We start from the raw sequence: 22,926 nt of genomic DNA, 5'->3' as shown, positions 1-22,926 counted from the left end.
AATCAATGATTACGGTTTCCCGTAGGGTATGCTTGCAGTCTATCCGTATATTTACAATGTTTGTAAAAAAACACAGCGTACATGTCAATTTTTTTATCCTCCTTCTTGGGGGATTTTTTTATGATTTGGAGAGGTCTTCGGAAATAAAAAATAAAACCTCCGGAATTTCGGAGGTTTGTTTCTATAAGTCTTTATACTCTGCTTTTTTTTTAAGATAAAAATACAAAGGAATAAGTTCTAATCTTAGGGTAAAGCTATCCAAAAAAAGCATTAGAACTTCCGATCCAGATTGCATCTTTTTTATTGAAATCTACATTCACCATGGCGGCCTTTGTCATTCTTCCCAAATTTTCCAATAGGATAGGGCGTTCATCATTTTCCCGCCAAATATACAACAAACGGATCTCTGCTTTGGAAAAATCTCCGTTGATATCTTCAAAAATGGGTTCATAGTAGACTTTTCTCTGCAGAATATAATTTTCTTTATCCTGAATAGCCTCTGTAACTTCCTTTGTAGGGTTTAAATTAACGCCACTTCCCGCAAATGAAAATAAAGGTTTCAATACAAAATCATCCAGATTTTCATTTTCCGGAAATTCATGCAGGAAATAACTCTTTGGAACAAACGGATGCTTTAATAAGGGCAAAAGGAATTTTGAGATTTTAAAGAACCAGTTCGGGTGGGTAATCCATTTGACATCCACTTCCTCACGGAAATCAAATTCTGTAGTAAGATCAGGAATATTATCCAGCTCGTCAAATATAACACGGTTGTAGATTCTTTTGATTTCGGTTAGCTTACCATTATTTTCGTAATAGAGCTTTCGCCCTTCTTTCTTTACTTTCGTCAGACATACTGTTTTAATTCCTAGTAATTTTTCTGTCAGAGCAAAATCAATAGCTGTTTTCTGCCTTTCCGGAAAAATTTCAAGGAGGACTACATTTTCAGGATTTTCATCTCCTACAATCAGTTCTTTTAAATAGTTTTTAAAAGTTTCATGGGGCATAGGATTTTTGATCTCTGAAAGAAAAGGGTAGACTTCACAATAGGTTTCTTCATATACTTTCTGGAAAGCATACAAAGAAGGAAATGCCTGAAGCTCAATCAGCTGAGGTTCTATTGCTCCGTTTTCACTTTTGCAGACTCCAAAATCTATGGTGAAAAAATGAGGCTGATCCGTATCATTGGGAACTCTGCAGTTATCAGGAATTGCCTTTTGAAGAAGCTCTGCCGGCATTGCTTTAATCTGGCTGATTATGCTTTCACTGGCATATATAAGCTTATTCTCAAATTCTTTTGTCAGAAAAAGCGGACTCTCTGAAACTCTGAAACCAGGTGCTGTTCCACCTTTTTTTGCCAATATATTTTTGAGTTGATTGTATTTTTCATCTGAAAACTCGTGATTATACTGTTTTCTGTATTTTGGAATCATATTTTTTTTCTTTGTGATGGTAAAAAATCGAGCATTAATGCCCGATTGTTATATAGTAAGAAGCTGGAAGCTGGGAGAGGGAACTTTTCAATTCTGAAATTTAAATTATTAGTTTATAAATAAAAGAATAATCAATAATCTTAACCGATAGTAACTTCCAGCTTCCATCCTTTTTAAACCAAAGATTCAGCTTCTTTCAAAATGTTTTTTTTTGCAAACTGAAGAAATCTCGGAAGAATCTGATGTCTGGTGAGAATGATTTTGTCTTCATCGTCTATTCTGTCTATCGTTTCAAGATATTTTTCCATCCCGAAATTTTCAATCATTGCTTCTCTGTTTTTTTCATCTTTCAGATTTTCGATCAAAGACTCTGGATTGGCTTCTGGATGAAACTGTGTTCCGAATATCTCCTCAGAAAAACGAACGGCCATTACGGCTCTTTCCAGGTTGATATGAGGTCGGAATTTTTCAATTGCCATGATGGTCATTCCCAATTCTTCAAAACGCTCATGATCCGGTTCAATAAACTGATAAGCTCTGGAATCTACCGCATAAAAAGGATCCTTAAGATTTCTAAATAAAAACTCATTTCTGCCTTCTTCCGTTTTATGAACAGGCATTACCCCGAAAGAATAAGATTTTCTTTTGCAGATATTTCCCAGATTCCAGTGAATGCTTGCCAGCTGGAATGAGTGGCAGATCAGGAAAAGATACTTTTTATCTTCATGGTATTTATTATGCTCAAAAACAGAGTTTAAAAAATCAGCAAATCTGTCTTCCCAGGCAAGGCCTTCACGATGTGGATTTCCCGGTCCGCCAGAAGAAATGAAAATATCAAAATCTCCGATCTCCGGCATTTCATCTTTGAATCTTACATCAAATGTCTTGATTACAACATTTTCTTCAGAGTTCTGCCGAAATGATTCAGAAATTTCTTTAATGTTTCTAAATCCTTGATTGACATGATTGTTGTTCATATCCAGCAGAGCAATTCGAATATCTTTCATTACATCATATTTTTTGTAAAGTTACCAAAAATATTATGAAGCAGAATCACCATGTGTGATACCATACTCCGTTTCAGAGATCATATAATCAACGACTTTCGTCAGATCGCCTGTTTCCTTAAAGATTTGAAGCTGTCTGTCTGCACCGGTTCCGTTTTCAAGAATTTTCCAGGCATATTCCACTTCATGGCGGCAGCCCAGATCATCTACTACATCATCTATAAATTCTAAAAGCTCCTTCAATAAATGCGGATAAGGAACAGATTCTTCTTTTCCAAAATCAATGAGATGGGCTTCAATACCACTTTTGGAAGCACGCCATTTATTTTCGTTCAGCAACAGTCTTCTATAGCTTCTGAAGCTTAGATTTTGTTGGTGAAGTTTATAAATTTTGGCAACCAGGCATTGCATAATGGCTGCAAGACACACCGTTTCATCAATTCTTAACGGCATATCACAGATTCTGAATTCAATTGTAGGATAGAACGGATGTACCCGTAAATCCCACCAGATTTTCTTGGCATTGTCGATGGTTCCTGTTTTTACCAGAAGATCTACATAGCTGTCAAACTCTGCCAGAGAGTTGAAATAACTTGGAATACCGGTTCTTGGGAATTTTACAAAGATTTCCTGTCTGTACGATTTAAAACCTGTATATCTTCCGATCCAGAAGGGAGAATTGGTAGAAAGGGCATACACGTGAGGAAGAAAGTAACGCATGACATTCTGAATTCTCACGCCTTCTTCACGATTGGGAATTCCAATATGAACATGCAGTCCGAAAATAAGATTTTCCCTGGCCACATCTCCCATATCATCTACAATTTTGATGTATCTTTCTCCCTGGGTGATATTGTTTTCAGACCAATGAGAGAATGGGTGAGTGCCTCCTCCGGAAACACGTAATCCCTGTTCATGGGCGGTATTGATGAGGTGGCGTCTTAAATTCGTTAACTCTGCTCTGGCTTCCTGGATATTCTGACAAATTCCTGTTTCCATTTCAATCATGGATTCGTGCATTTCGTGCTTTAAGTTCTCACTTAAAACCGCTTTGCCGCCTTCAATGATTTTTGAAACGTGAGAAACCAGATCTCTGCTTTCTACATCAATGATCTGATATTCTTCTTCAATTCCAATAGTAAACTGATGATGCATTTATTTTGTGTTTTTTAATTCTTTTTCGATGTTATTTAATGGAATCTTTCACAAAGGTTCCCCAGGCAATATTGGGTTTCCCCGGAACATATTCTTTAGCTTTTTCTATAGCCAGTTTTGCGGCATGCTCTATGATCCATGCAAAGTTTTCTTCTCCTACAGAATTTCGGTCTGCATCCGGAGCGGGGTTACAGAAATCAATGGCATAAGGAATACCGTCTCTTACAGCAAATTCCACGGTGTTGAAATCGTATCCTAAAGCTTCATTCATTGTAATCGTATAATCATGAATGGTTTTCAATAATTTTTCAAGTTCTGCACCTTGTGTCTGATGTGTGGTGGCATATCTTAAATGGGGCGCATTTCTAGGTTCATAAGGCATGATATGGACATATTTTCTTCCCAAACAATAAACTCTGTAATAATCTTCAAAGACAATTTCTTCCTGTACCATCATGACCAGTTGTTCTGTTTCTCCTAATTTATTCCAAAGATCATCCGGATTCTCAACTCTGTAAACACTTTTCCAGCCTCCGCCATCATGGGGTTTCATATATGCCGGAAACCCTACATAATTGAAGATATATTCCCAGTCATGAGGGAATTTCAGGTTTCTGAATGAAGTTTCTGAGGTGTTGTCCGGTCTTTCATGAGATGGAAGCAGAACGGTCTTAGGAAGCGGAATTCCCAGTTTGGACATCAGGGCATTGTTGAAAAACTTCTCATCAGCACTCCACCAAAACGGATTGTTGATTACGTAAGTGCCGTTAAGGGCTGCATTTTTTAAATAAGCTCTGTAAAAGGGAACGTCCTGTGAAATTCTGTCGATGATCACTGCATAACCATAGTCTGCTCCCTGTTCTAATTTATCTATAGTAACGGGTTCAGCAATGATATCTCCACCTCCCAGCTCATTTACTTTGTCTATAAATGCCCAGGGAAAAGTGTCTTCCATACCGAAAAGAATTCCTACTTTTTTTGTCATAATTTTTGTTTTTAAGGTGGGTGTATATTTTTTCTATTTGTCTTTTATTGTTTTTAAGAGAAAAATGCTCCTATAAAAGTAGGGAAGACCATTCTCCATAAAGGCCAGTCGTGGCCAATCCATTTTCTTTCATCATACCAGAAGTCTATACCTTTTATTCTTAAGATTTCGGCCATTTCAACATTTTTATCCTTGCAGATATCCTGGTCAGAAGTGCTTAGCACGATATGCATGTGTTTATATTTCCAGGCTTCATCATTTCTTACAAATTCCCTTGGACAGTTGAAGTATACCAGTTCATCAGAATAGCCATCCATAAAATTCCTTATGCTGAATGCTCCCGAAAGACAAAACAGATGAGAAACCACATCCGGAAATCTGAAAGCGAAATTAGCAGCATGGTATCCTCCGAAACTTGCTCCTGCAACGGCCACGCGATGCGTTTTGTGAAGCTTCTGGATATAAGGCACAAATTCCTGAATCAGAAATTGTACATACCGTTCATAGTTTCTTATTCTTTGCTGGGGAGATATTTTGTCATCATAAAAGCTCCAGCTGTCGATAGTCTGTACATTGTAAAGTTTTACTTTTCCCTGTTCTATAAACCAGTTGATACTTCCATTGAGATGAAAATCATGGTTTTGGGTGTATTGACCCTGCGAAGTTGGAAACATAATGATAGGGTGACCATAATGCCCGGTCACTTCTACCTTTAGACTTGTTCCCAATATATTTGAATAATAGTCTGTATGTTCTATATGAGGCATTTTTTTGTGTTTAATTTTAATACTGTATTTATATTAATTCAATAAATTCAATTCCTCCCAGCTGATCTTTTTCTAAAATATCCAGTACAATCGTTCCTAATTTCGGATTTTCAAGGATTATATTTTCTTTAAAGATCCATTTTGATCCAGGTTTGTTGGCATGAATTGGAGTCAACGAACTGATAATATGCTTTGCTTTGCCATTTTCCTGGATTTATGTTTTCTAAATTACGTTTTACCAAGGAATCTTCTGGCAGACTGTATATTATGAATTCAATAACATTTTGAATATCAATGTCACGCTTCATTTTCAGGAACTCAATTTGCTGCTTTTGGGAGGAAGGATATTCAGCATGTCTGTATGGATTATTTCTGCGGCAGCATCCAGCCTGTCCTGTACAATGGAGGCATCACCAGATTTATAAACAATGCCGACATGATAATCTATGGGAAGAAATTTGACAACTTCTTCACATTCGAAATTACTGTAATTCGGTTCTTTATCTTTAATCAGAGCCACAATCAAGCCTGAATAATAGCCTGTAGGCGGAGAAACGCTGTAATCATGACCTCTCAGAAGAGCATCTTCAATTTTAGCCCATTCTCTCCAGATATTGATACCGCTTGATGCTTCAACCAGGTCCGGGATATGAGCACCACCCACTCTGGATGAGGTTTCAAGGAAGTACCATTTTCCGTCTTCTTTTCCACGGATAAATTCTGTATGGGTTGCACCATTGATCAGTCCGAAATTGGAAAGTACTTTAGCATTTATTTCTTCCAATGCTTTAAACTCTTCGGAATATCTTCCTAAAGTTTTGGATCTGAAAACACCGCCTTCATGGGATACCTGCATCGGGGGTGCAAGGTATTTTGAGGCAGAAGTGAATACTATTTTTTTGTTAAAAGTAAGGCTGTCCACATGGTAAACATCTCCGGGTTTAAAACTCTCCAGTAAAAAAAGATGGCGTTCTTCTCCCAGCGTTTCCAGTGCTTCAAGAAGTTGCTCTTTAGAGGTTATTTTCTTGATACCTGATGCTGATGCTTCGGAACGCGGTTTCAGCACCCATGGGGCAGGAACGCGGTCTGTAAACTCATCCACTTCATGATCATTGAATACAGCAGTGAATTCAGGGACGCTGATCCCGGAATCCTTTGCTTTCTGCCTCATGGCAAGTTTATCTCTGAAATACCGGTGGGTAGTCTGTCCCATTCCGGGAATACGGAATGTCTCTCTGATTAGCGCTGCTTTTTCAACATCATAATCATCCAAAGCCACTACAGCATCTACTTTTCTGGTCTTCATCAGATGAGAAAATCCCTGGATCAGATGTTCCAGATTCCATACGGATGGTTTTAGTTCAGGCATGTAAAATGTTTCATCAATAGCATGCCAGGGCCAGTTTTTTTCTTTGAGGTTTTCGGAGGTTACGAGGATGATTTTATTACCGAGATTCTTCATTTCGTCCATAAAATCGTAGCCTTTGTAGTAGCACGAAATACACACAATTGTTTTCTTCTCCATATAATGTTTTTTAATATTTAGTGAATTTTAAAAAATAAAAGCATTTATTTATTATTTTATTAATATTAAAAAATGAAATATCGTGCGTTTTTGAAAATTCACTAATCAATTATACAGAGTTTTTTTGTAAAAAACTAATTTTTAGTGATAATTTTCAATTAAATTCACCAGAAGTTGAACACCAAAACCTGTTGCTGCTTTTTCTTTAGCGTAGCCTACGCTTCCAAAGGCTACTCCTGCAATATCCAAATGTGCCCATTTAGGATGGTTTTCAATGAATTGCTCTAAGAATTTCGCGGCAATAATACAATCTCCGACAGGTTTTAAAGAGATGTTTTTCATATCTGCTACATCAGACTGGATATCGTCTTTCCAGACATCCCATAAAGGGAGATTCCATACTCTCTGATTGGTTTGGTCTCCTGTTTTTATAAGATTATTTTTTAATTCTTCATTATTGGAGAACATTGCAGCGCAGGTATCTCCAAACATTCTTACAGAGCTTCCCGTTAAAGTTGCCAGGTCAATCAGGAAATCTGTTTTGTAGTTTTTAGCAAGATAAGACAATCCGTCCGCGAGAATCAGCCTGCCTTCCGCATCGGTATCAAGCACTTCGATGGTCTTTCCGTTGTAGGCTGTGATCACGTCACTTGGAAGGAGAGCTTTTTCAGAAACAGCATTGTCTGTAATAGGAAGAACAGCAATAATATTCACAGGAAGCTGCATTTCAGCGGCATAGATTAACGTTCCCAAAACAGCGGTAGCTCCACCCATGTCAGACTTCATATAATGCAGATTGGCAGAGCTTTTTATTGATATTCCTCCCGTATCAAACAAAATACATTTTCCTACCAGCCCGAAAGTCTTGGCGTTTTTTGCTGTCGTTTTATATTCTAAAATAGTGAAAGCAGCATCATAAGCACTTCCCTGGTTCACAGAAAGATAAGCACCTAATCCAAGCTCTTCACATTTCTTTCTGTTAAAAGCCGTGTATTTTAAGTCATATTTTTTAGCCAGATTTTTGAGGTATGCACTTAATATATCCGGTTTTTTAAGATTGGCTGGTTTGTTGAGCCAGTCCTGACAGGCGGTCTGCCCGTTAATAAGAGCTTCTGCTTTCTGGCTGATATGATCTAATTTTTTCTGGCTTAAATTTTCAAAATGTAATTCAAATTTTGTATTCCAGAAAGCGTGTTTTTTATCAAAAGGATAGTTGTAAGTTCCTGTTAAAAGTCCTTTAACGAATTCCTCAAACTGCTTTTCATTCATAAAATCAGCAAGTGCTAATGTAGGCACAGCCTGCAGTTTTTCTTTTTGAGACTGTGAAAACCTGGCTGCCACCTGTTGGATTTCATAATTTTGTAAAGCAGATTTTCCTAATCCAATGAAATAAGTAATTCCTTCTTCATGGGCATTGACAAACACTTCATGTTTCTTCCCAGTGAAAAAAGTGGAGATGTTTTTATTGAAATTTTTACTGGTTTTTGTCCATTCTTCCTCAGTAAAAAGATGAAAAACCTGTGTGTAATTTTTGTTTTTTTTATTGATTAGTTTCATAAACAGATGTTATATTTTCTAAATTCATAAACTTTGCTGTTTTCAAATGAAATTTTCTACAGCAATTTTATATTGAGTTCTTGATGCTTTGTTGGTGTGGTTTTACTTCTACCGGATTTTCTGTATTATCATAGAATAACCATTCTATAGCCCTTGGGAACTCCTGTGACCAGTAAAATTCATTGTGAGTACCTTCAGGATTGATATTGGTTTTAAATTCAAAATCAAAAAGCTTTTTTTCTTCCCATTTTTTCAGATATTCTTCAAAAATATGAATTCTTTTGACCATTTTAGAGCCTTCCTGACCGCCGCCGTAAAGATAAATTTTAGTTTTAAACGGAACCCGGAAATTCATCATCGGAAAGTTGTTATTCGGTTCTACCCAGAGAGAAGGTGAGAAGATCAATAGTTTGGAGTACACTTCAGGATAAAGAAAACCACTGTATATACTGATAAGCGCTCCCAATGAGCTGCCCCCGATTCCGGTATTGTCGCGGTCTTTTTTTGTTCTGTAATTTTCGTCCACAAAAGGCTTTAAAGTATCTGCAATAAAGCGGATGTATTTTTTCCCTTCCGAACCGTTGGCGACATGGTCATTATCAAAAATATATTCTTTAATTCTTTCCTCGCTGCCATGTTCTATCGCAATGATGATAAGATCACCGCGTCCGTATTCTGCAAGGATGGATAGCTTTTTGTCGATTTCCCAATTTCCGAAGCCGCTTCCTTCATTGAACAGATTTTGTGCATCCTGAAGATATAAAACAGGATACCGTTTATCCGTGTTATGATAGTCGTAGGGAAGGAGTGCCCAAACCTTACGGTAACGGTCAAGCTGTGGAATGTAAAAATTTTCGGAAATAACTTCTGCTATAGGATAATATTCTTCCTTGAACGGTCCCCAGTTCAATCTCCATTTTTCTACAGAGTCAGCTGTTTTACCTGCAGATTTTTTTACTTTCCGGTTGGGTGTGATATTTCCATATTGGTCCAGTTCTACATTTTCCCAACCTCCCTTTGTGAATTTATATTCAATATCATCAGGAAGAGCCTGATCTTCAATTTCTATAAAATAATGGGATGTGTCAGTTTGTATAAGCTGAAAATTATAATCTTTAGGATTCCAGCTATTGAAATTTCCGGTAATAAATACCGGTCTGTTGTCTATTTCTACTGTATAAAGTTCGAACCTCATCGTTGTGTTTAATAAAATATTGATGTTAAATTTATAAAAAAAAGATTGTTTTGAAATTATAAAAATATGTAGTAAAAAATGATATATTTGATAGATAGACAAAACACGAAATGATGTTGATAATTATTTGATGAATAATTCATCACTATTGTCAGTATTTTTCGTAGTTTCAGGAAAAATATAAATATAAACTGATCTTGATGAATTCTGTTAAGACCTACACGCTTTTCACCGATCATGATGTATACCTTTTTAAAGAAGGTAGACACTACAAGCTGTATGGTAAATTTGGAGCACATTCTGCAGAAAAAGAGGGCGTAAAGGGCGTATATTTTTCCGTTTGGGCACCTAATGCAAAGAAAGTTTCTGTGATCGGAAATTTTAACAACTGGAATCATAAAGATCATATCTTGTTTCCACGATGGGATGAATCCGGGATCTGGGAAGGATTTATTGAAGGATTAACCTGGGGAACATTATATAAATATGCTATTGAAACGCAAGGAGGCGAAATTCTGGAGAAAAGTGATCCTTACGCTGTAAGCTGGGAACAGAATATTCAGGCTGCATCTTTGGTTTCCACTACATGGTATGAGTGGGATGATCAGGAATGGATGGACAGCCGCTGGAAAAGAAACAGGCTGGAAGCTCCGATATCTATATATGAGCTGCATTTGGGCTCCTGGGTAAGAGAAGAAAATCAGCCCCAACGTTTTTTAAACTATAGAGACATTGCCAAAAAACTGGTTCCTTATATCAAAGAAATGGGATTTACCCATGTAGAATTTATGCCGGTGATGGAATACCCTTACGAGCCCAGCTGGGGATATCAGATTACCGGTTTTTATGCGGCCACTTCGCGCTTTGGTTCACCACAGGATCTGATGTTTCTTATTGATGAACTTCATAATAATGAAATAGGCGTTATTCTGGATTGGGTTCCGTCCCATTTTCCGGGAGATGCCAATGGTCTTCACCGCTTTGACGGCTCTTATCTGTATGAACATGAAGATCCGAGAAAAGGATTTCATCCGGATTGGAAATCGCATATTTTCAATTACGGAAGAAATGAAGTAAAGTCTTTTCTGATTTCAAATGCCATGTTCTGGCTGGATCGCTATCATGCAGACGGATTGCGTGTGGATGCCGTAACTTCAATGCTTCATCTTGATTATTCAAGAAATGAAGGAGAATGGGAACCTAATATATATGGAACCAATGTGAACCTGGAAGCTAAAACTTTTCTACAGGAATTTAATACGGCTGTTTATAAAGAATTTGGGAATAATATCATCACCATAGCAGAAGAAAGTTCAGATTTTCCCATGCTTACAAAACCTGTTCATGACGGCGGTGTAGGATTTGGAATGAAATGGATGATGGGCTGGATGCATGATACGCTGGATTACTTCAAAGAAGATTTTGTTAACCGTAAATTCCATCATCATAAACTGACCTTTGCTTCCATGTATATGTATAATGAAAATTATATGATGCCTTTGTCACATGATGAAGTGGTACACGGAAAAGCAAGCCTTATTTATAAAATGAAAGGTGATGAATGGCAGAAATTTGCCAATCTCCGTACCTTATATGTATATATGTATACCCATCCCGGAGCCAAGCTGCTTTTCATGGGCGATGAATTCGGGCAGACCGGTGAATGGAATTTTACCAGAAGCCTGGACTGGCATTTGCTTAAATATCCTGTTCACCAAGGAATGCAGGAAATGGTGAAAGACCTCAATCACCTTTACAGATCAGAAACCGCTTTTTATGAAAATCAGTTTGATAAACATGGCTTTGAATGGGTAGAAGCAGATGATCTGGAAAATTCAGTATATGCTTATCTCAGAAAAGGAAAAAAGAAAGAAGATGTCCTGATGGTCGTTTTAAATCTGGCACCCAACGTATTGGATTATAAAATCGGGATTCCTGCAGGCACCCACTGGGAAGTTATTTTAAATTCGGATGATGAAAAATACAGTGGAAGCGGAGTAGAGCCTGAAATCCTTGATGAGAAGTATGAAGAATGGAGGAATTATTCTAAAACAATGACGGTGAAATTACCGCCATTGGCAGGAATTATTTTAAGACAGAAGAAAGATAAAAAGTATAAATTACATAGAATTAAACACAAGAGATAAAGAATGGTTGTTTATCATTTAAGTACAGAATGTTATCCTGTAGCAAAAGTAGGCGGTCTGGCAGATGTGGTTGGAGCGTTACCAAAGTATCAGAATAAAGTAAAAGGAATAGAGGCAAAAGTAGTGATGCCCTGGTATAATAAACCTTTTATTCGTGATCATGAATTCGATGTTGTTTTTGATGGCTTTATCCATCAGGGGATCAGTATGCTGCAGGTTCAGGTATTGAAAGAAAAGACAAATGTTCTGGGATTTGAGCTGTATATGGTAAGAATTCCGGGATTATTAGACAGGGATAATCCTTATGGGTATCAGGATGAAAGTTTCCAGTTTCTGGCTTTTCAACATGGAATACTGCATTGGCTGTGTGCCATGGAAATCCGTCCTGATGTGCTGCATTGTCATGATTATCATACTGGTTTGATTCCTTTTATGGTAGAAAATTGTCCGGAATTCGGATTCTTAAAAGGAGTAAAAACAATAGGAACTATTCATAACGGAGAATATCAGGGAATGATGAGCTGGAATATGGCCAATTATATGCCTTCTTTTGATGATTATAAATGGGGACTGATAGACTGGAACGGATTCATGAATCCTCTGGCAAGTATGATTAAATGTGCCGACGCTTTTACCACCGTTTCCGAAGGATATCTTGAAGAACTCTTTATCAGCTTCCGCGGACTGGAAAGTCTGGTTCGTCAGGAATTCGGAAAAGCTTATGGTATTATCAACGGTATTGACACCGAAGTCTGGAATCCTGAAACCGATCCGATGCTCGATTTTAATTTTAACAGTAAAAATGCTGTAGCTCAGAAAAAGAAAAATAAAGAAAAACTTTGTAAAGAATATGGGTTAAAGCCCGAGCTTCCTTTATTTGCCTTTATCGGAAGATTCGCCACGGAAAAAGGTGCAGATCTGCTTCCGGATGTAGTATGGCGAAGTATTAAACAAAGTTATGGAGCTTTAAATATTATGATTCTCGGATCAGGAAATGCCTATATTGAAAATAAACTGAAAGAATACGATTATACCTACACCAATTTTGCACTGGATCTTGGATATAAAGAACATCTTTCCCATAAGATCTATGCATCAGCAGATTTCCTTCTGATGCCTTCCAGAGTAGAGCCTTGCGGGTTGAATCAAATGTACTCCATGAGATACGGAACTGTTCCCGTGGTAAGATTTACGGGAGGTCTCAAAGATACCGTAGAAGATATTTCGACGGGTGGAGCAGGACTGAACTTTACTTATCCGGGGGTAGATGATGTTGTACATGCTATGAACAGGGCAATGGCGATTTATAATCAAAAAGGGGTTATGGAAGATCTTATCCATGCCAACATGAATTTTGACTTTGCATGGGAGAAATCTGCAGAAAAATACATAGCTTTATATAATAGCTAAATATGAGAAAGTTTTTTTCCTTTCTATTCATCATAATTCTAATTTCTTCCTGTAAAAAAGAAGATGACGGACTTCGTAATGGCTATTTCTGGCTGTACGGATCCGGTCTTAAAGATAGGTATGGTGAAGAAGCAGCCAATGGTATTTCTGAGAAATGGAAAATAAAAACAGTGCATGCCGGAGGATGTATTATTGATGATGAATTGGAAAAAAAGATAAACAGAGCGAATAAAAAAACACTGGCTGCTATTACAAAGAAATATGGCAAAGGCTGGGAAGCAAAATATCATCAGGATTTACAAGATTTTGCTATGAAAAGTGCGGATGTAATGGATGTTCTGATTGTAAGCAAATTATTCAGGAGCAAGTTGAGAGACTACAACATTCCGATTGATGATGTGAATAAACAGGTTAAAGAACTTAATGATCGGGGAGAGTGTGAAGTGACAGTGATCAATTCAAATCTGAAATATGAAAACAAAGAATGCTTTAAAGTAGCAGTAAACACTAAAAACAGAACAGTAAACTTAATAAAATAAAACGCAAGATATTTATGAATCGAAATGTAATCTCCATTGTGTTAGGAGGAGGCAGAGGAACAAGATTATTTCCGTTAACGTATACCAGATCCAAGCCGGCTGTTCCTATTGCAGGAAAATACAGACTGGTGGATATTCCTATTTCAAACTGTTTGAACTCAGGACTGAATAAAATTCTGGTGTTAACGCAGTTTAATTCTGCTTCCCTCAATTCACATATTAAGAATTCTTATCACTTTGATATCTTCAGCAAAGGTTTTGTAGATATTCTGGCAGCCGAGCAGAATGTAGAAAATGACAGCTGGTATCAAGGAACAGCTGATGCTGTGCGTCAGTCTATGAAGCATCTTGAAAAATATGACTATGACTATATCCTTATTCTTTCAGGAGATCAATTGTATCAGATGGATTTCAGAGAAATGCTGGATTTCCATATTGAAAACGGAGGCGATCTTACCATTGCTACCATTCCGGTCAATGCAAAAGATGCCACAGGTTTTGGAATCTTAAAATCGGACGATGAGGGAAATATTACTTCTTTCTATGAAAAGCCGGATTTTGATATGTTAACAGGTCTGAAATCTGAAGTTTCAGAAGAAAATAAACATGCCGGAAAAGAGTTTCTGGCTTCCATGGGAATCTATATTTTCACCAAGAATATTCTTAAAAAGATGTTTGATGAAGGGGCAGGTGATGATTTCGGAAAAGATATCATTCCGAGTTCTATCGGAAAATACAAAACATTAAGCTATCAGTACGAAGGCTATTGGACGGATATCGGAACCATAGAGTCTTTCTACGAAGCGAATCTGGACCTTTGCTTGGATCTGCCACAGTTTAATCTGTTTTCATCTTCCCCCATCTATACCAGAGCTAGGATGCTTCCTCCATCAAAAATTAATGGCTCATATGTAAGCAAAGCTGTTTTTGGAGATGGATGTATCATCATGGCAGATAAAATTGAAAATTCCGTGATCGGAAACAGAACCAGAATTGATAAAGGAAGTACCATCGTGAATTCTTATGTTATGGGAGCTGATTTCTACCAAAATACAACAGAAATTGTCCTGAACGACAGGGGTGGACGTCCTAATATGGGAATCGGAAAATACTGTTATATAGAAAAAGCAATCCTGGATAAAAACTGTTACATCGGTGACAATGTGAAGATCACTGGCGGAAAACATATTCCGGATGGTGATTATGGAACTTATTCTGTTCAGGATGGGATTGTGGTTGTGAAGAAAGGCGCTGTAATTGCTCCGGGAACACATATCGGGTAAGAGAAGGGAAGCAAGAAGCTGTAAGCTGGAAGTTATGAATGGCGGAATAGAAAAAGTTATCTTTTCACACGAAATCCTGGCTTATTCTATTGGTTTAAAGAATTTTTTAATCAAAAATCTGGTAGCAATATCCGTCAAATAGCAACTTCCAGCTTCCTGCATCCCGCTTCCAGCCTTTAACAAGGTTAATTATTGTTAAACATATCATTGGAGTGATCAGCATATTGGTCACTCTTTATATTGTAAAGAAATACAATTCAATAATTCTGATTCTTGTCAACCAATAAAAACATAATTTAAAAAAGAAAGCTATTCTAGATGAAATATGAACAAATTCTTTTTAAAACACTCCTGATTTTAACAATTTTAATAGCTGAATGTTATTCATCACAAACAGTTACCGTTCGAGGAATAGCCAGGGATTCTTTAAATAACCTGATAGCAATTAGCGTAAATGATACAATAAGAAAGTTTAAAGACAGAGCATTTGAAAATAATGATTGGAAAGGATATGATGCACTAGCTAATAATAAAAACCTTTTCACAATACCTGATTCTGTGGGGAATTATGTTATAACAGCAAAAGTTACAGATACATTGTATTTTTCTAAAAGAAAGTATGTCACCCAAAAATATAAAGTTACGGATATCGTAAGGAATAATATTCAGGTTAATTTAAAGCGGGCACCATGTATTCCTAATAAAGAATGTGATCAGAAAACCCCATCAAAGTTATATATTTTCGTGGGGAAAAAAATAAATGTTACTTCTGTAGACAGATCGCAATATTGTGGTGAAATGATGGATAGCGAATATAGAGCTGAATATAAAATTGAACAGGAGTTTTCAGAGCATTACCCCTCTTCAACAATTATTTTTACAGCTTATGACCACAACAGTATGTATGAATTTGATTTTAGAAACTATGATCATGTATTGATTTTTGTAGGGGAATACTGTGGTGATTTAATTCATTTGAAATATCAGTTTTTTCCTTTATACAAAACAGCTGACGGAAGATGGGCAACCCCAGTGAAGCCTAAAGCAGAACAGATATATCAACTTGACCAATATCCACCTTCTAAAATAGATTTTGATCAATCTGTCAATTTTGATTTGCCTTATAATTTAACTGAAGAACAAATTGCTCAAGTAAGAACATATAAGTTTCCTGAAAAATATTATGATATTAAGGATCACAAAGCAATTCCAATAATGGGAAGATATGCAGAGGATTTAGTGAGCATCTGGAAGGAAACATATGATAAAAATAAAGAATAGATTAAAAAAAGAAGGGAAGCAAGAAGCTGTAAGCTGGAAGTTATGAATGGCGGAGTAGAAAAAGTTATCTTTTCACACGAAATCCTGGCTTATTCTATTGGTTTAAAGAATTTTTTAATCAAAAATCTGGTAGCAATATCCGTCAAATAGTAACTTCCAGCTTCCTGCATCCCGCTTCCAGCCTTTAACAAGGTTAATTATTGTTAAACATATCATTGGAGTGATCAGTATATTGGTCACTCTTTATATTTGTATTATTTTTGTGCGATGCGTATTTTTAAAATCTTAGCGGTAATCATTATTCTTTTGGGGGGAGCTTATGCTGCTTCCATGTATTATTTTGTAGATGAAAGTAAGAACTTTACGATTGAAAAAGAGATCGACTATCCCGTGGATAAAGTTTTTGCCCAGTTTAATAATCTTCAGAATTTTACAAGATGGAACAACTTTTTTACCAGCTCACCGTCTATAGATATTGATTATTACACGCCTTATGAAGGGCAGGGAAGTGCCATCAGCTACGTAGATCCTAAAAATGATACAGACGGAGAAATGTTCATCAGGTATGAAAACCCCAATAAAACATTAAAATATCAGCTTTTTGAGGATAAAAACGAAAATCCGACATTGGTTGACGTTAAATTCAAACCTGTTTCCGCAGAAAAAACAAAGATTATCTGGTATGTTCATACTCCCAAATTAGCAGTCTGGAAAAGAGTAGAAAATTTCTGGACTGAAGACCGTTTTGCCGAAAACATCAACAAAAGTATGGTGAATCTTAAAAATTCTTTAGGAAATAAAGTAGAAAAAGACAACCAGATGGCAGCCATCAAATATGACAGCCTGATGGTGGAGAATGAGGAAGACAAACTGTTGTTGGGAATTAATGTAAGTACATCAAACAAAAAAGACGCTCTTTACAAAAATATCGTGATGAATTATAACAAAGTCCATAACTTCGTAACAATGGATCTTGGGAAAAGAGAGGATGAATTCGGATACCCGATCCTGATTACTGATGCAGATAATTACAAAGACAAAGAGGTTTCTTATTTTCTCGGAATTCCACTTTCTAAGAAAATTGGAGTGTCTGATAATAATTTCAATTTTAGATCCATAAATCCGTCTCAAAATTATGTAATTTACTACAAAGGGAATTATGAGGGAAGAATTCGGGCAATTCAGCAGCTCATTCAGAAAGCCAAAAAAGACGAGATGCGCTTCGGAGATATCCGCCAGACCTTTATTGAACGTCCGATGGATGGTCAGGAGGTAAACGTTAAGCTCTCATTATCAGTGTATAAGTAATTTTTTTTTAATTTATTTCTTCTTAAGTTTTTTTAACGGTTTCAGACTGTTCTAACTCGGTTTTTTTTATTAAATTTGAAGATTAATTCTACAAATAAATTTTAATAAATAGATAAACTGTAATAATGGACAGATTTTCATTCCTAAACGCAGCTCATTCTCAGTTAATTGAGGATTTATACCAACAGTACTTAAAATTCCCGGACTCTCTAGAACCATCATGGAAAGCTTTCTTTCAAGGCTTCGATTTTGCATTGGAGAACTACGGAGATGACGATAACACCCAGTTTATTCAGGCTTCGGCCAACGCTGCCCCGGCAGTACAGCAACAGATTTCTCAGGCAGTATCCAACGGAGAAGTTCCTGAGCATATCAAGAAAGAATTTAAAGTAGTAAACCTTATTGAGGCTTACAGAACAAGAGGACACCTTTTTACAAAGACCAACCCGGTTAGAGAAAGAAGACATTACACGCCTACTTTAGATATCGAAAATTTTGGTCTTTCCAAAGAAGATTTAAATACAAAATTCAACTGTGCCGTTGAAACAGGAATGAAAGAGCCTGCTACTCTTGCAGATCTTATCAAACACCTTGAAAACATCTACTGTGATTCTATCGGAGTAGAATACATGCACATCAACAACGTTGAAGAAAAAGATTTTATCAAAAGATGGCTTCAGGTAAACGAAAATCATCCAAGTCTTTCTGCCAACGAAAAAACAGAAATCTTATTAAAATTAAACCAGGCGGTTGCGTTTGAAAACTATCTTCACACAAAATTTGTAGGACAGAAAAGGTTCTCATTAGAAGGAGGTGAAACATTAATCCCGGCTTTAGATCAGCTGATCTCAAGATCTTCTCAACTAGGAGTGGATGAAGTGGTATTAGGAATGGCTCACAGAGGTAGACTTAATGTTCTTACCAATATCTTCGGTAAATCGTATAAGCAGATCTTCTCAGAATTTGAAGGAAAAGAATTCGAAGAAGATGTATTCTCAGGGGATGTTAAATATCACTTAGGATCATCTAAAAAAATCAAAACAGCTTCAGGAGAAGAAGTTTGTATCAACCTGACTCCAAACCCGTCTCACCTGGAAACAGTTGCTGCTTTGGTAGAAGGTATCTGCCGTGCAAAAGTAGATGACAAATACAAAGATTATTCTAAAGTATTACCAATCATCATTCATGGTGACGGTGCTATTGCCGGACAAGGCATTGCTTACGAAGTGGCTCAGATGATGACTCTGGAAGGATACAGAACAGGAGGTACAGTTCATATCGTTGTCAATAACCAGGTTTCGTTTACAACCAATTATATGGATGCAAGATCTTCAACATACTGTACAGATATTGCAAAAGTTACAGAATCTCCTGTAATGCACGTAAATGCTGATGATGCTGAAGCGGTTGTTCATGCCATCCATTTTGCTGCTGACTTCAGAGCAAAATTCGGAAAAGATGTTTATATCGACCTTTTAGGATACAGAAAATATGGTCACAACGAAGGGGATGAGCCAAGATTTACGCAGCCTAACCTTTATAAAACCATTTCAAAACACCCGAATCCAAGAGAAATTTATAAAGATAAATTATTAAAAGACAGCGTTACTTCCAACGACGTAATTGCTAAAATGGAAACGGAATTCAAAGCTCTTTTGGATAAAGATTTCGACGCTTCTAAAGAGATCGAGAAAAACGTAATGGATGTGTTCATGGCTGAAGATTGGGTAAACTATCCAATTGGTAAGAGAGGAGCAGTTCAGTTACCGGTAGATACAAAATATGACTTGGAGAAGCTGAAAGAATTGGCGATTAAAATGTCAACACTTCCGGCAGACAAAAAGTTTATCAATAAAATTACAAGACTTTTCGATAACCGTATCAAAGCGATTGAAGGAAATTCTTTAGACTGGGCATTAGGAGAATGGTTAGCGTATGCAACACTTCTTGTAGAAGGACACAATGTAAGAATCTCAGGAGAAGATGTGGAAAGAGGAACATTCTCTCACAGACACGCTGTCGTAAAAACTGAAGATACCGAAGAAGAATATATCCCGTTAAGACATGTATCTGAAAACAGATTTGATGTATTCAACTCTCACCTTTCAGAATATGGTGTTCTAGGTTTCGACTATGGATATGCAATGGCTTCTCCCAATACATTAACCATCTGGGAAGCTCAGTTCGGAGATTTCGTGAATGGTGCTCAGATTATCGTTGACCAGTATCTGGCGGCGGCTGAAGAAAAATGGAAAATTCAGGACGGCTTGGTGATGTTATTGCCTCACGGTTCAGAAGGACAGGGAGCAGAGCACTCTTCAGCCAGATTGGAGAGATTCCTTACCCTTTGTGCAAATGAAAACATGGTAGTAGCCAATATTACTTCACCTGCCAACTACTTCCACTTATTGAGAAGACAGTTGAAATGGGCATTCAGAAAACCATTGATCGTAATGAGTCCTAAATCTCTGTTGAGACACCCTAAAGTGGTTTCTCCACTTGAAGATTTCGCAACAGGTTCATTCCAGCCAATTTTAGATGACCCTACAGCAGATCCTAAAAAAGTAGAAAAATTAGTTCTTTGTTCAGGTAAACTGTACTTCGAATTATTAGCGAAGAAAGAAGAACTGAACTGTGAAAATATTGCATTAGTAAGATTCGAACAGTTATATCCGCTTCAGACAGATGCTATTGAAACCATTTTCAGCAAATATGAAAACAGAAAACAATTGGTGTGGGCTCAGGAAGAACCAGAAAACATGGGGGCATGGTCTTATATCCTGAGAAACTTCAGAGATACAGGAATTCAGGTAGTTGCGCCGGTACCAAGCGGTGCTCCGGCTCCGGGTAGCCACAAAATGTTTGAGAAAAACCAGAATGCAGTGATCAACAGAGTTTTCGACAGAGATGATGCTCCTGCAAAAAGACCAGTAACAGCTTAATTTAAATAATAATCAATTAAAAAATAAAAAATACTCGATATGTCAGTTTTAGAAATGAAAGTTCCTTCACCGGGCGAATCAATTACAGAAGTTGAAATTGCAACTTGGCTTGTAAAAGATGGTGATTATGTAGAAAAAGATCAACCTATCGCCGAAGTGGATTCAGATAAAGCAACTCTTGAATTGCCTGCAGAACAAAGTGGTGTTATCACTTTAAAAGCAGAAGAAGGTGATGTGGTACAAGTAGGTCAGGTAGTTTGTTTAATTGATATGGATGCTAAAAAGCCGGAAGGTGCTGCACCTGCTGCTGAGGCTCCAAAACAGGAAGAGGCTCCGAAAGCTGCTGAACCTGCTAAACAGGAAGCTCCAAAACCTGCTGCTCCGGTAGCTGCGCCACAAACTTATGCAACAGGAGCTCCATCTCCGGCTGCTAAGAAAATCCTTGACGAAAAAGGAATGGATGCTGCACAGGTTTCAGGAACAGGAAGAGACGGAAGAATTACTAAAACTGATGCTGAATTAGCAGCAGTACCTGCATTAGGAGGAAGCCCTCTTACTGCAACAGGTTCAAGATCTACTACAACGACTAAACTTTCAGTTTTAAGAAGAAAAATCGCTCAGAGATTAGTTTCTGTGAAGAATGAAACAGCGATGTTAACTACCTTCAACGAAGTTGACATGTCTGAAATCTTCAGATTGAGAAAACTGTATAAAGAAGAATTTGCTCAGAAACACGGAGTTGGACTTGGTTTCATGTCTTTCTTCACAAAGGCTGTTACAAGAGCATTACAAATGTATCCTGATGTAAACGCATCTATCGATGGTGATTTCAAAGTAAACTATGATTTCTGCGATATTTCAATTGCGGTTTCAGGTCCTAAAGGATTGATGGTTCCTGTATTAAGAAATGCAGAAAACATGTCTTTCAGTGCTGTTGAAGCCAACATTAAAGATCTTGCTACTAAAGTAAGAGACGGTAAAATTACAGTTGACGAAATGACGGGTGGTACTTTCACCATTACAAACGGTGGTACTTTCGGATCTATGATGTCTACACCAATCATCAACCCTCCGCAATCTGCAATCTTAGGAATGCACAACATCATCCAGAGACCGGTTGCTGTTGACGGACAGGTAGTAATCAGACCAATGATGTATGTAGCAATGTCTTATGACCACAGAATTATCGACGGTAAAGAATCTGTAGGATTCCTTGTAGCGGTAAAAGAAGGTATCGACAACCCTGTTGAAATTTTAATGGGAGGTGACGAAAGAAAAGGCCTTGGATTATAGTTTTTAATAAAATTATAACATAATATATGATCTCGCCTTAAAAAAGGCGAGATTTTTGTATTTATTAAGAAAATACTACAATGATGTTTTCAAAAATGACTTCCAATATCAAAGTTTCAGTAATACCTGAATATGATAGTAAAAACAGTTATCCTTCCGAAAACCGTTACGTTTTTAAATACAATATCACGATAGAAAATGACGGAAGCTTTCCTATCAAAGTATTGAAAAGAAAATGGTTAATTTTTGATGTAGGATTCGGATACACAGAAATAATAGGCGACGGAGTGATTGGATTGACTCCTGAGATAGGAACCAGTGAAAATTTTGCTTATTTTTCCAATGTAATGCTTCGTTCCGGAGTAGGGAATATGAGTGGAAAATACCTTGTTAAAAATATGGAGACACAGGAAACTTTTGAAATTGATATTCCAAAATTCAATCTGTTGTCTGAAGTGTTGAGTAATTAATAATTGATGCCCTGTATAATGTACAGGTTTTTACAAGTAACCCGGGTTCTATTTGTTTTTAAGATAACTAAAGCTTTTTAATTTTTGCTTTCATATACTCGTTTACTTCATCATTACTGGTGAGGAAAAGTTTTTCAAATGCCAGCAAAGATATTTTGGCACAAACTTCCGCATCAGCTCCTGCTCTGTGATGGGTAAAATCAATTTTATGGTACTCTGCCAATGGCTTCAATCCATACTTTGGAAGATAATTCCATGATTTCTTGGCAAGCTGTATGCTGCACAAATAGTTCAATTTTGGGGTAAACATTCCGTAATGCTCCAGGCAGCCTCTTAAAACAGAAGCATCAAAACCTGCATTATGAGCAATCATAAGACTGCCATACATCATATCCTGAGCTTCATACCATACTTCATCAAAAGTAGGAGCATCTTTTACATCTTCAGGATGAATTCCATGCACCGCAATATTGAATCTGCTGAAATAAGGAAAGCTGGGTGGTTTAATCAGCCAGGTTTTAGTCTCTACAATTTCAGAATTCTGTACTACACAAATCCCCATCTCACAAGCTGAACTTTTCTCATGAGTGGCTGTTTCAAAATCTATCGCACAGAAATCCATTTTTTAA

The 22,926-nt window shown here is 37.1% G+C and carries 19 protein-coding genes; 9 read left to right on the top strand and 10 right to left on the bottom strand.

From position 1 onward, the window contains the following. Window positions 1-254: 254 nt before the first annotated feature. The 9 genes from ACODR7_RS07840 to ACODR7_RS07800 form a co-directional block, all read right to left on the bottom strand. Window positions 255-1,433 (bottom strand): hypothetical protein, encoded by a 1,179-nt coding sequence (locus ACODR7_RS07840; protein ID WP_488838534.1) that lies wholly within the window; start codon window positions 1,431-1,433, stop codon window positions 255-257. 173 nt (window positions 1,434-1,606) lie between these two features. Further along, complete coding sequence (locus ACODR7_RS07835) at window positions 1,607-2,440, bottom strand: type 1 glutamine amidotransferase (RefSeq protein WP_488838533.1); 834 nt, start codon at window positions 2,438-2,440, stop codon at window positions 1,607-1,609. Between the two features lie 33 nt (window positions 2,441-2,473). After that, entirely contained in the window at window positions 2,474-3,595 is a 1,122-nt protein-coding gene (locus ACODR7_RS07830) for a carboxylate-amine ligase (RefSeq protein WP_488838532.1), read from the bottom strand. A gap of 31 nt (window positions 3,596-3,626) precedes the next feature. Then, window positions 3,627-4,580, bottom strand: coding sequence for an ATP-grasp domain-containing protein (locus ACODR7_RS07825; protein WP_488838531.1), 954 nt, complete (start codon window positions 4,578-4,580; stop codon window positions 3,627-3,629). Window positions 4,581-4,633: 53 nt separating this feature from the next. Beyond that, a complete protein-coding gene (locus ACODR7_RS07820) occupies window positions 4,634-5,347 on the bottom strand; it encodes an alpha/beta hydrolase-fold protein (RefSeq protein WP_465090704.1) in 714 nt (237 codons plus the stop codon). 28 nt (window positions 5,348-5,375) lie between these two features. Then, on the bottom strand, window positions 5,376-5,522 hold the full coding sequence (locus ACODR7_RS07815; RefSeq protein WP_488838530.1) for a hypothetical protein: 147 nt from the start codon (window positions 5,520-5,522) through the stop codon (window positions 5,376-5,378). Window positions 5,523-5,657: 135 nt separating this feature from the next. Then, window positions 5,658-6,872, bottom strand: a complete 1,215-nt coding sequence (locus ACODR7_RS07810; protein WP_488838529.1) for an ATP-grasp domain-containing protein — start codon at window positions 6,870-6,872, stop codon at window positions 5,658-5,660. A 141-nt stretch (window positions 6,873-7,013) separates the two neighbouring features. Continuing rightward, window positions 7,014-8,429 (bottom strand): M17 family metallopeptidase, encoded by a 1,416-nt coding sequence (locus ACODR7_RS07805; RefSeq protein ID WP_488838528.1) that lies wholly within the window; start codon window positions 8,427-8,429, stop codon window positions 7,014-7,016. Between the two features lie 67 nt (window positions 8,430-8,496). Continuing rightward, window positions 8,497-9,624 (bottom strand): alpha/beta hydrolase, encoded by a 1,128-nt coding sequence (locus ACODR7_RS07800; RefSeq protein ID WP_488838527.1) that lies wholly within the window; start codon window positions 9,622-9,624, stop codon window positions 8,497-8,499. A gap of 200 nt (window positions 9,625-9,824) precedes the next feature. Here ACODR7_RS07800 and glgB point away from each other — a divergent pair, with 200 nt between their 5' ends. The 9 genes from glgB (at window position 9,825) to apaG (ending at window position 22,297) form a co-directional block, all read left to right on the top strand. Beyond that, on the top strand, window positions 9,825-11,771 hold the full coding sequence (gene glgB, locus ACODR7_RS07795) for a 1,4-alpha-glucan branching protein GlgB (RefSeq protein ID WP_488838526.1): 1,947 nt from the start codon (window positions 9,825-9,827) through the stop codon (window positions 11,769-11,771). 3 nt (window positions 11,772-11,774) lie between these two features. Beyond that, a complete protein-coding gene (locus tag ACODR7_RS07790) occupies window positions 11,775-13,181 on the top strand; it encodes a glycogen synthase (RefSeq protein ID WP_488838525.1) in 1,407 nt (468 codons plus the stop codon). A gap of 2 nt (window positions 13,182-13,183) precedes the next feature. Next, window positions 13,184-13,720, top strand: coding sequence for an FEKKY domain-containing protein (locus ACODR7_RS07785; RefSeq protein ID WP_488838524.1), 537 nt, complete (start codon window positions 13,184-13,186; stop codon window positions 13,718-13,720). A gap of 14 nt (window positions 13,721-13,734) precedes the next feature. Next, entirely contained in the window at window positions 13,735-15,003 is a 1,269-nt protein-coding gene (locus ACODR7_RS07780) for a glucose-1-phosphate adenylyltransferase (protein WP_076594559.1), read from the top strand. Window positions 15,004-15,321: 318 nt separating this feature from the next. Next, a complete protein-coding gene (locus tag ACODR7_RS07775) occupies window positions 15,322-16,284 on the top strand; it encodes a hypothetical protein (RefSeq protein WP_488838523.1) in 963 nt (320 codons plus the stop codon). A gap of 267 nt (window positions 16,285-16,551) precedes the next feature. Further along, a complete protein-coding gene (locus tag ACODR7_RS07770) occupies window positions 16,552-17,592 on the top strand; it encodes an SRPBCC domain-containing protein (protein WP_488838522.1) in 1,041 nt (346 codons plus the stop codon). A 125-nt stretch (window positions 17,593-17,717) separates the two neighbouring features. Then, window positions 17,718-20,534: a 2-oxoglutarate dehydrogenase E1 component gene (locus ACODR7_RS07765; protein ID WP_488838521.1), complete on the top strand. Its 2,817-nt coding sequence runs from the start codon at window positions 17,718-17,720 to the stop codon at window positions 20,532-20,534. A 39-nt stretch (window positions 20,535-20,573) separates the two neighbouring features. Beyond that, window positions 20,574-21,827 (top strand): 2-oxoglutarate dehydrogenase complex dihydrolipoyllysine-residue succinyltransferase, encoded by a 1,254-nt coding sequence (gene odhB, locus ACODR7_RS07760; RefSeq protein WP_110010291.1) that lies wholly within the window; start codon window positions 20,574-20,576, stop codon window positions 21,825-21,827. 80 nt (window positions 21,828-21,907) lie between these two features. Next, entirely contained in the window at window positions 21,908-22,297 is a 390-nt protein-coding gene (gene apaG, locus ACODR7_RS07755; protein WP_002979078.1) for a Co2+/Mg2+ efflux protein ApaG, read from the top strand. Window positions 22,298-22,364: 67 nt separating this feature from the next. Here the strand turns inward: apaG and ACODR7_RS07750 are convergent, their stop codons facing one another. Continuing rightward, the gene (locus ACODR7_RS07750; protein ID WP_488838520.1) at window positions 22,365-22,919 is read right to left on the bottom strand and encodes a 3'-5' exonuclease; all 555 of its coding nucleotides are present in this window, start codon (window positions 22,917-22,919) and stop codon (window positions 22,365-22,367) included. Window positions 22,920-22,926: the final 7 nt, after the last annotated feature.

The organism is Chryseobacterium sp. FG46 (genome assembly GCF_057809135.1).
The sequence above is the reverse complement of the archived record's forward strand: the minus strand, read 5'-3'. Positions and strand labels throughout refer to the sequence as shown.

Bases quoted from the DNA above. Each gene is read 5' to 3' on its own strand.
- ACODR7_RS07840 (WP_488838534.1), bottom strand. From the start codon at position 1,433: ATGATTCCAAAATACAGAAAACAGTATAATCACGAGTTTTCAGATGAA.
- ACODR7_RS07835 (WP_488838533.1), bottom strand. From the start codon at position 2,440: ATGAAAGATATTCGAATTGCTCTGCTGGATATGAACAACAATCATGTC.
- ACODR7_RS07830 (WP_488838532.1), bottom strand. From the start codon at position 3,595: ATGCATCATCAGTTTACTATTGGAATTGAAGAAGAATATCAGATCATT.
- ACODR7_RS07825 (WP_488838531.1), bottom strand. From the start codon at position 4,580: ATGACAAAAAAAGTAGGAATTCTTTTCGGTATGGAAGACACTTTTCCC.
- ACODR7_RS07820 (WP_465090704.1), bottom strand. From the start codon at position 5,347: ATGCCTCATATAGAACATACAGACTATTATTCAAATATATTGGGAACA.
- ACODR7_RS07810 (WP_488838529.1), bottom strand. From the start codon at position 6,872: ATGGAGAAGAAAACAATTGTGTGTATTTCGTGCTACTACAAAGGCTAC.
- ACODR7_RS07805 (WP_488838528.1), bottom strand. From the start codon at position 8,429: ATGAAACTAATCAATAAAAAAAACAAAAATTACACACAGGTTTTTCAT.
- ACODR7_RS07800 (WP_488838527.1), bottom strand. From the start codon at position 9,624: ATGAGGTTCGAACTTTATACAGTAGAAATAGACAACAGACCGGTATTT.
- glgB (WP_488838526.1), top strand. From the start codon at position 9,825: ATGAATTCTGTTAAGACCTACACGCTTTTCACCGATCATGATGTATAC.
- ACODR7_RS07790 (WP_488838525.1), top strand. From the start codon at position 11,775: ATGGTTGTTTATCATTTAAGTACAGAATGTTATCCTGTAGCAAAAGTA.
- ACODR7_RS07785 (WP_488838524.1), top strand. From the start codon at position 13,184: ATGAGAAAGTTTTTTTCCTTTCTATTCATCATAATTCTAATTTCTTCC.
- ACODR7_RS07780 (WP_076594559.1), top strand. From the start codon at position 13,735: ATGAATCGAAATGTAATCTCCATTGTGTTAGGAGGAGGCAGAGGAACA.
- ACODR7_RS07775 (WP_488838523.1), top strand. From the start codon at position 15,322: ATGAAATATGAACAAATTCTTTTTAAAACACTCCTGATTTTAACAATT.
- ACODR7_RS07770 (WP_488838522.1), top strand. From the start codon at position 16,552: ATGCGTATTTTTAAAATCTTAGCGGTAATCATTATTCTTTTGGGGGGA.
- ACODR7_RS07765 (WP_488838521.1), top strand. From the start codon at position 17,718: ATGGACAGATTTTCATTCCTAAACGCAGCTCATTCTCAGTTAATTGAG.
- odhB (WP_110010291.1), top strand. From the start codon at position 20,574: ATGTCAGTTTTAGAAATGAAAGTTCCTTCACCGGGCGAATCAATTACA.
- apaG (WP_002979078.1), top strand. From the start codon at position 21,908: ATGATGTTTTCAAAAATGACTTCCAATATCAAAGTTTCAGTAATACCT.
- ACODR7_RS07750 (WP_488838520.1), bottom strand. From the start codon at position 22,919: ATGGATTTCTGTGCGATAGATTTTGAAACAGCCACTCATGAGAAAAGT.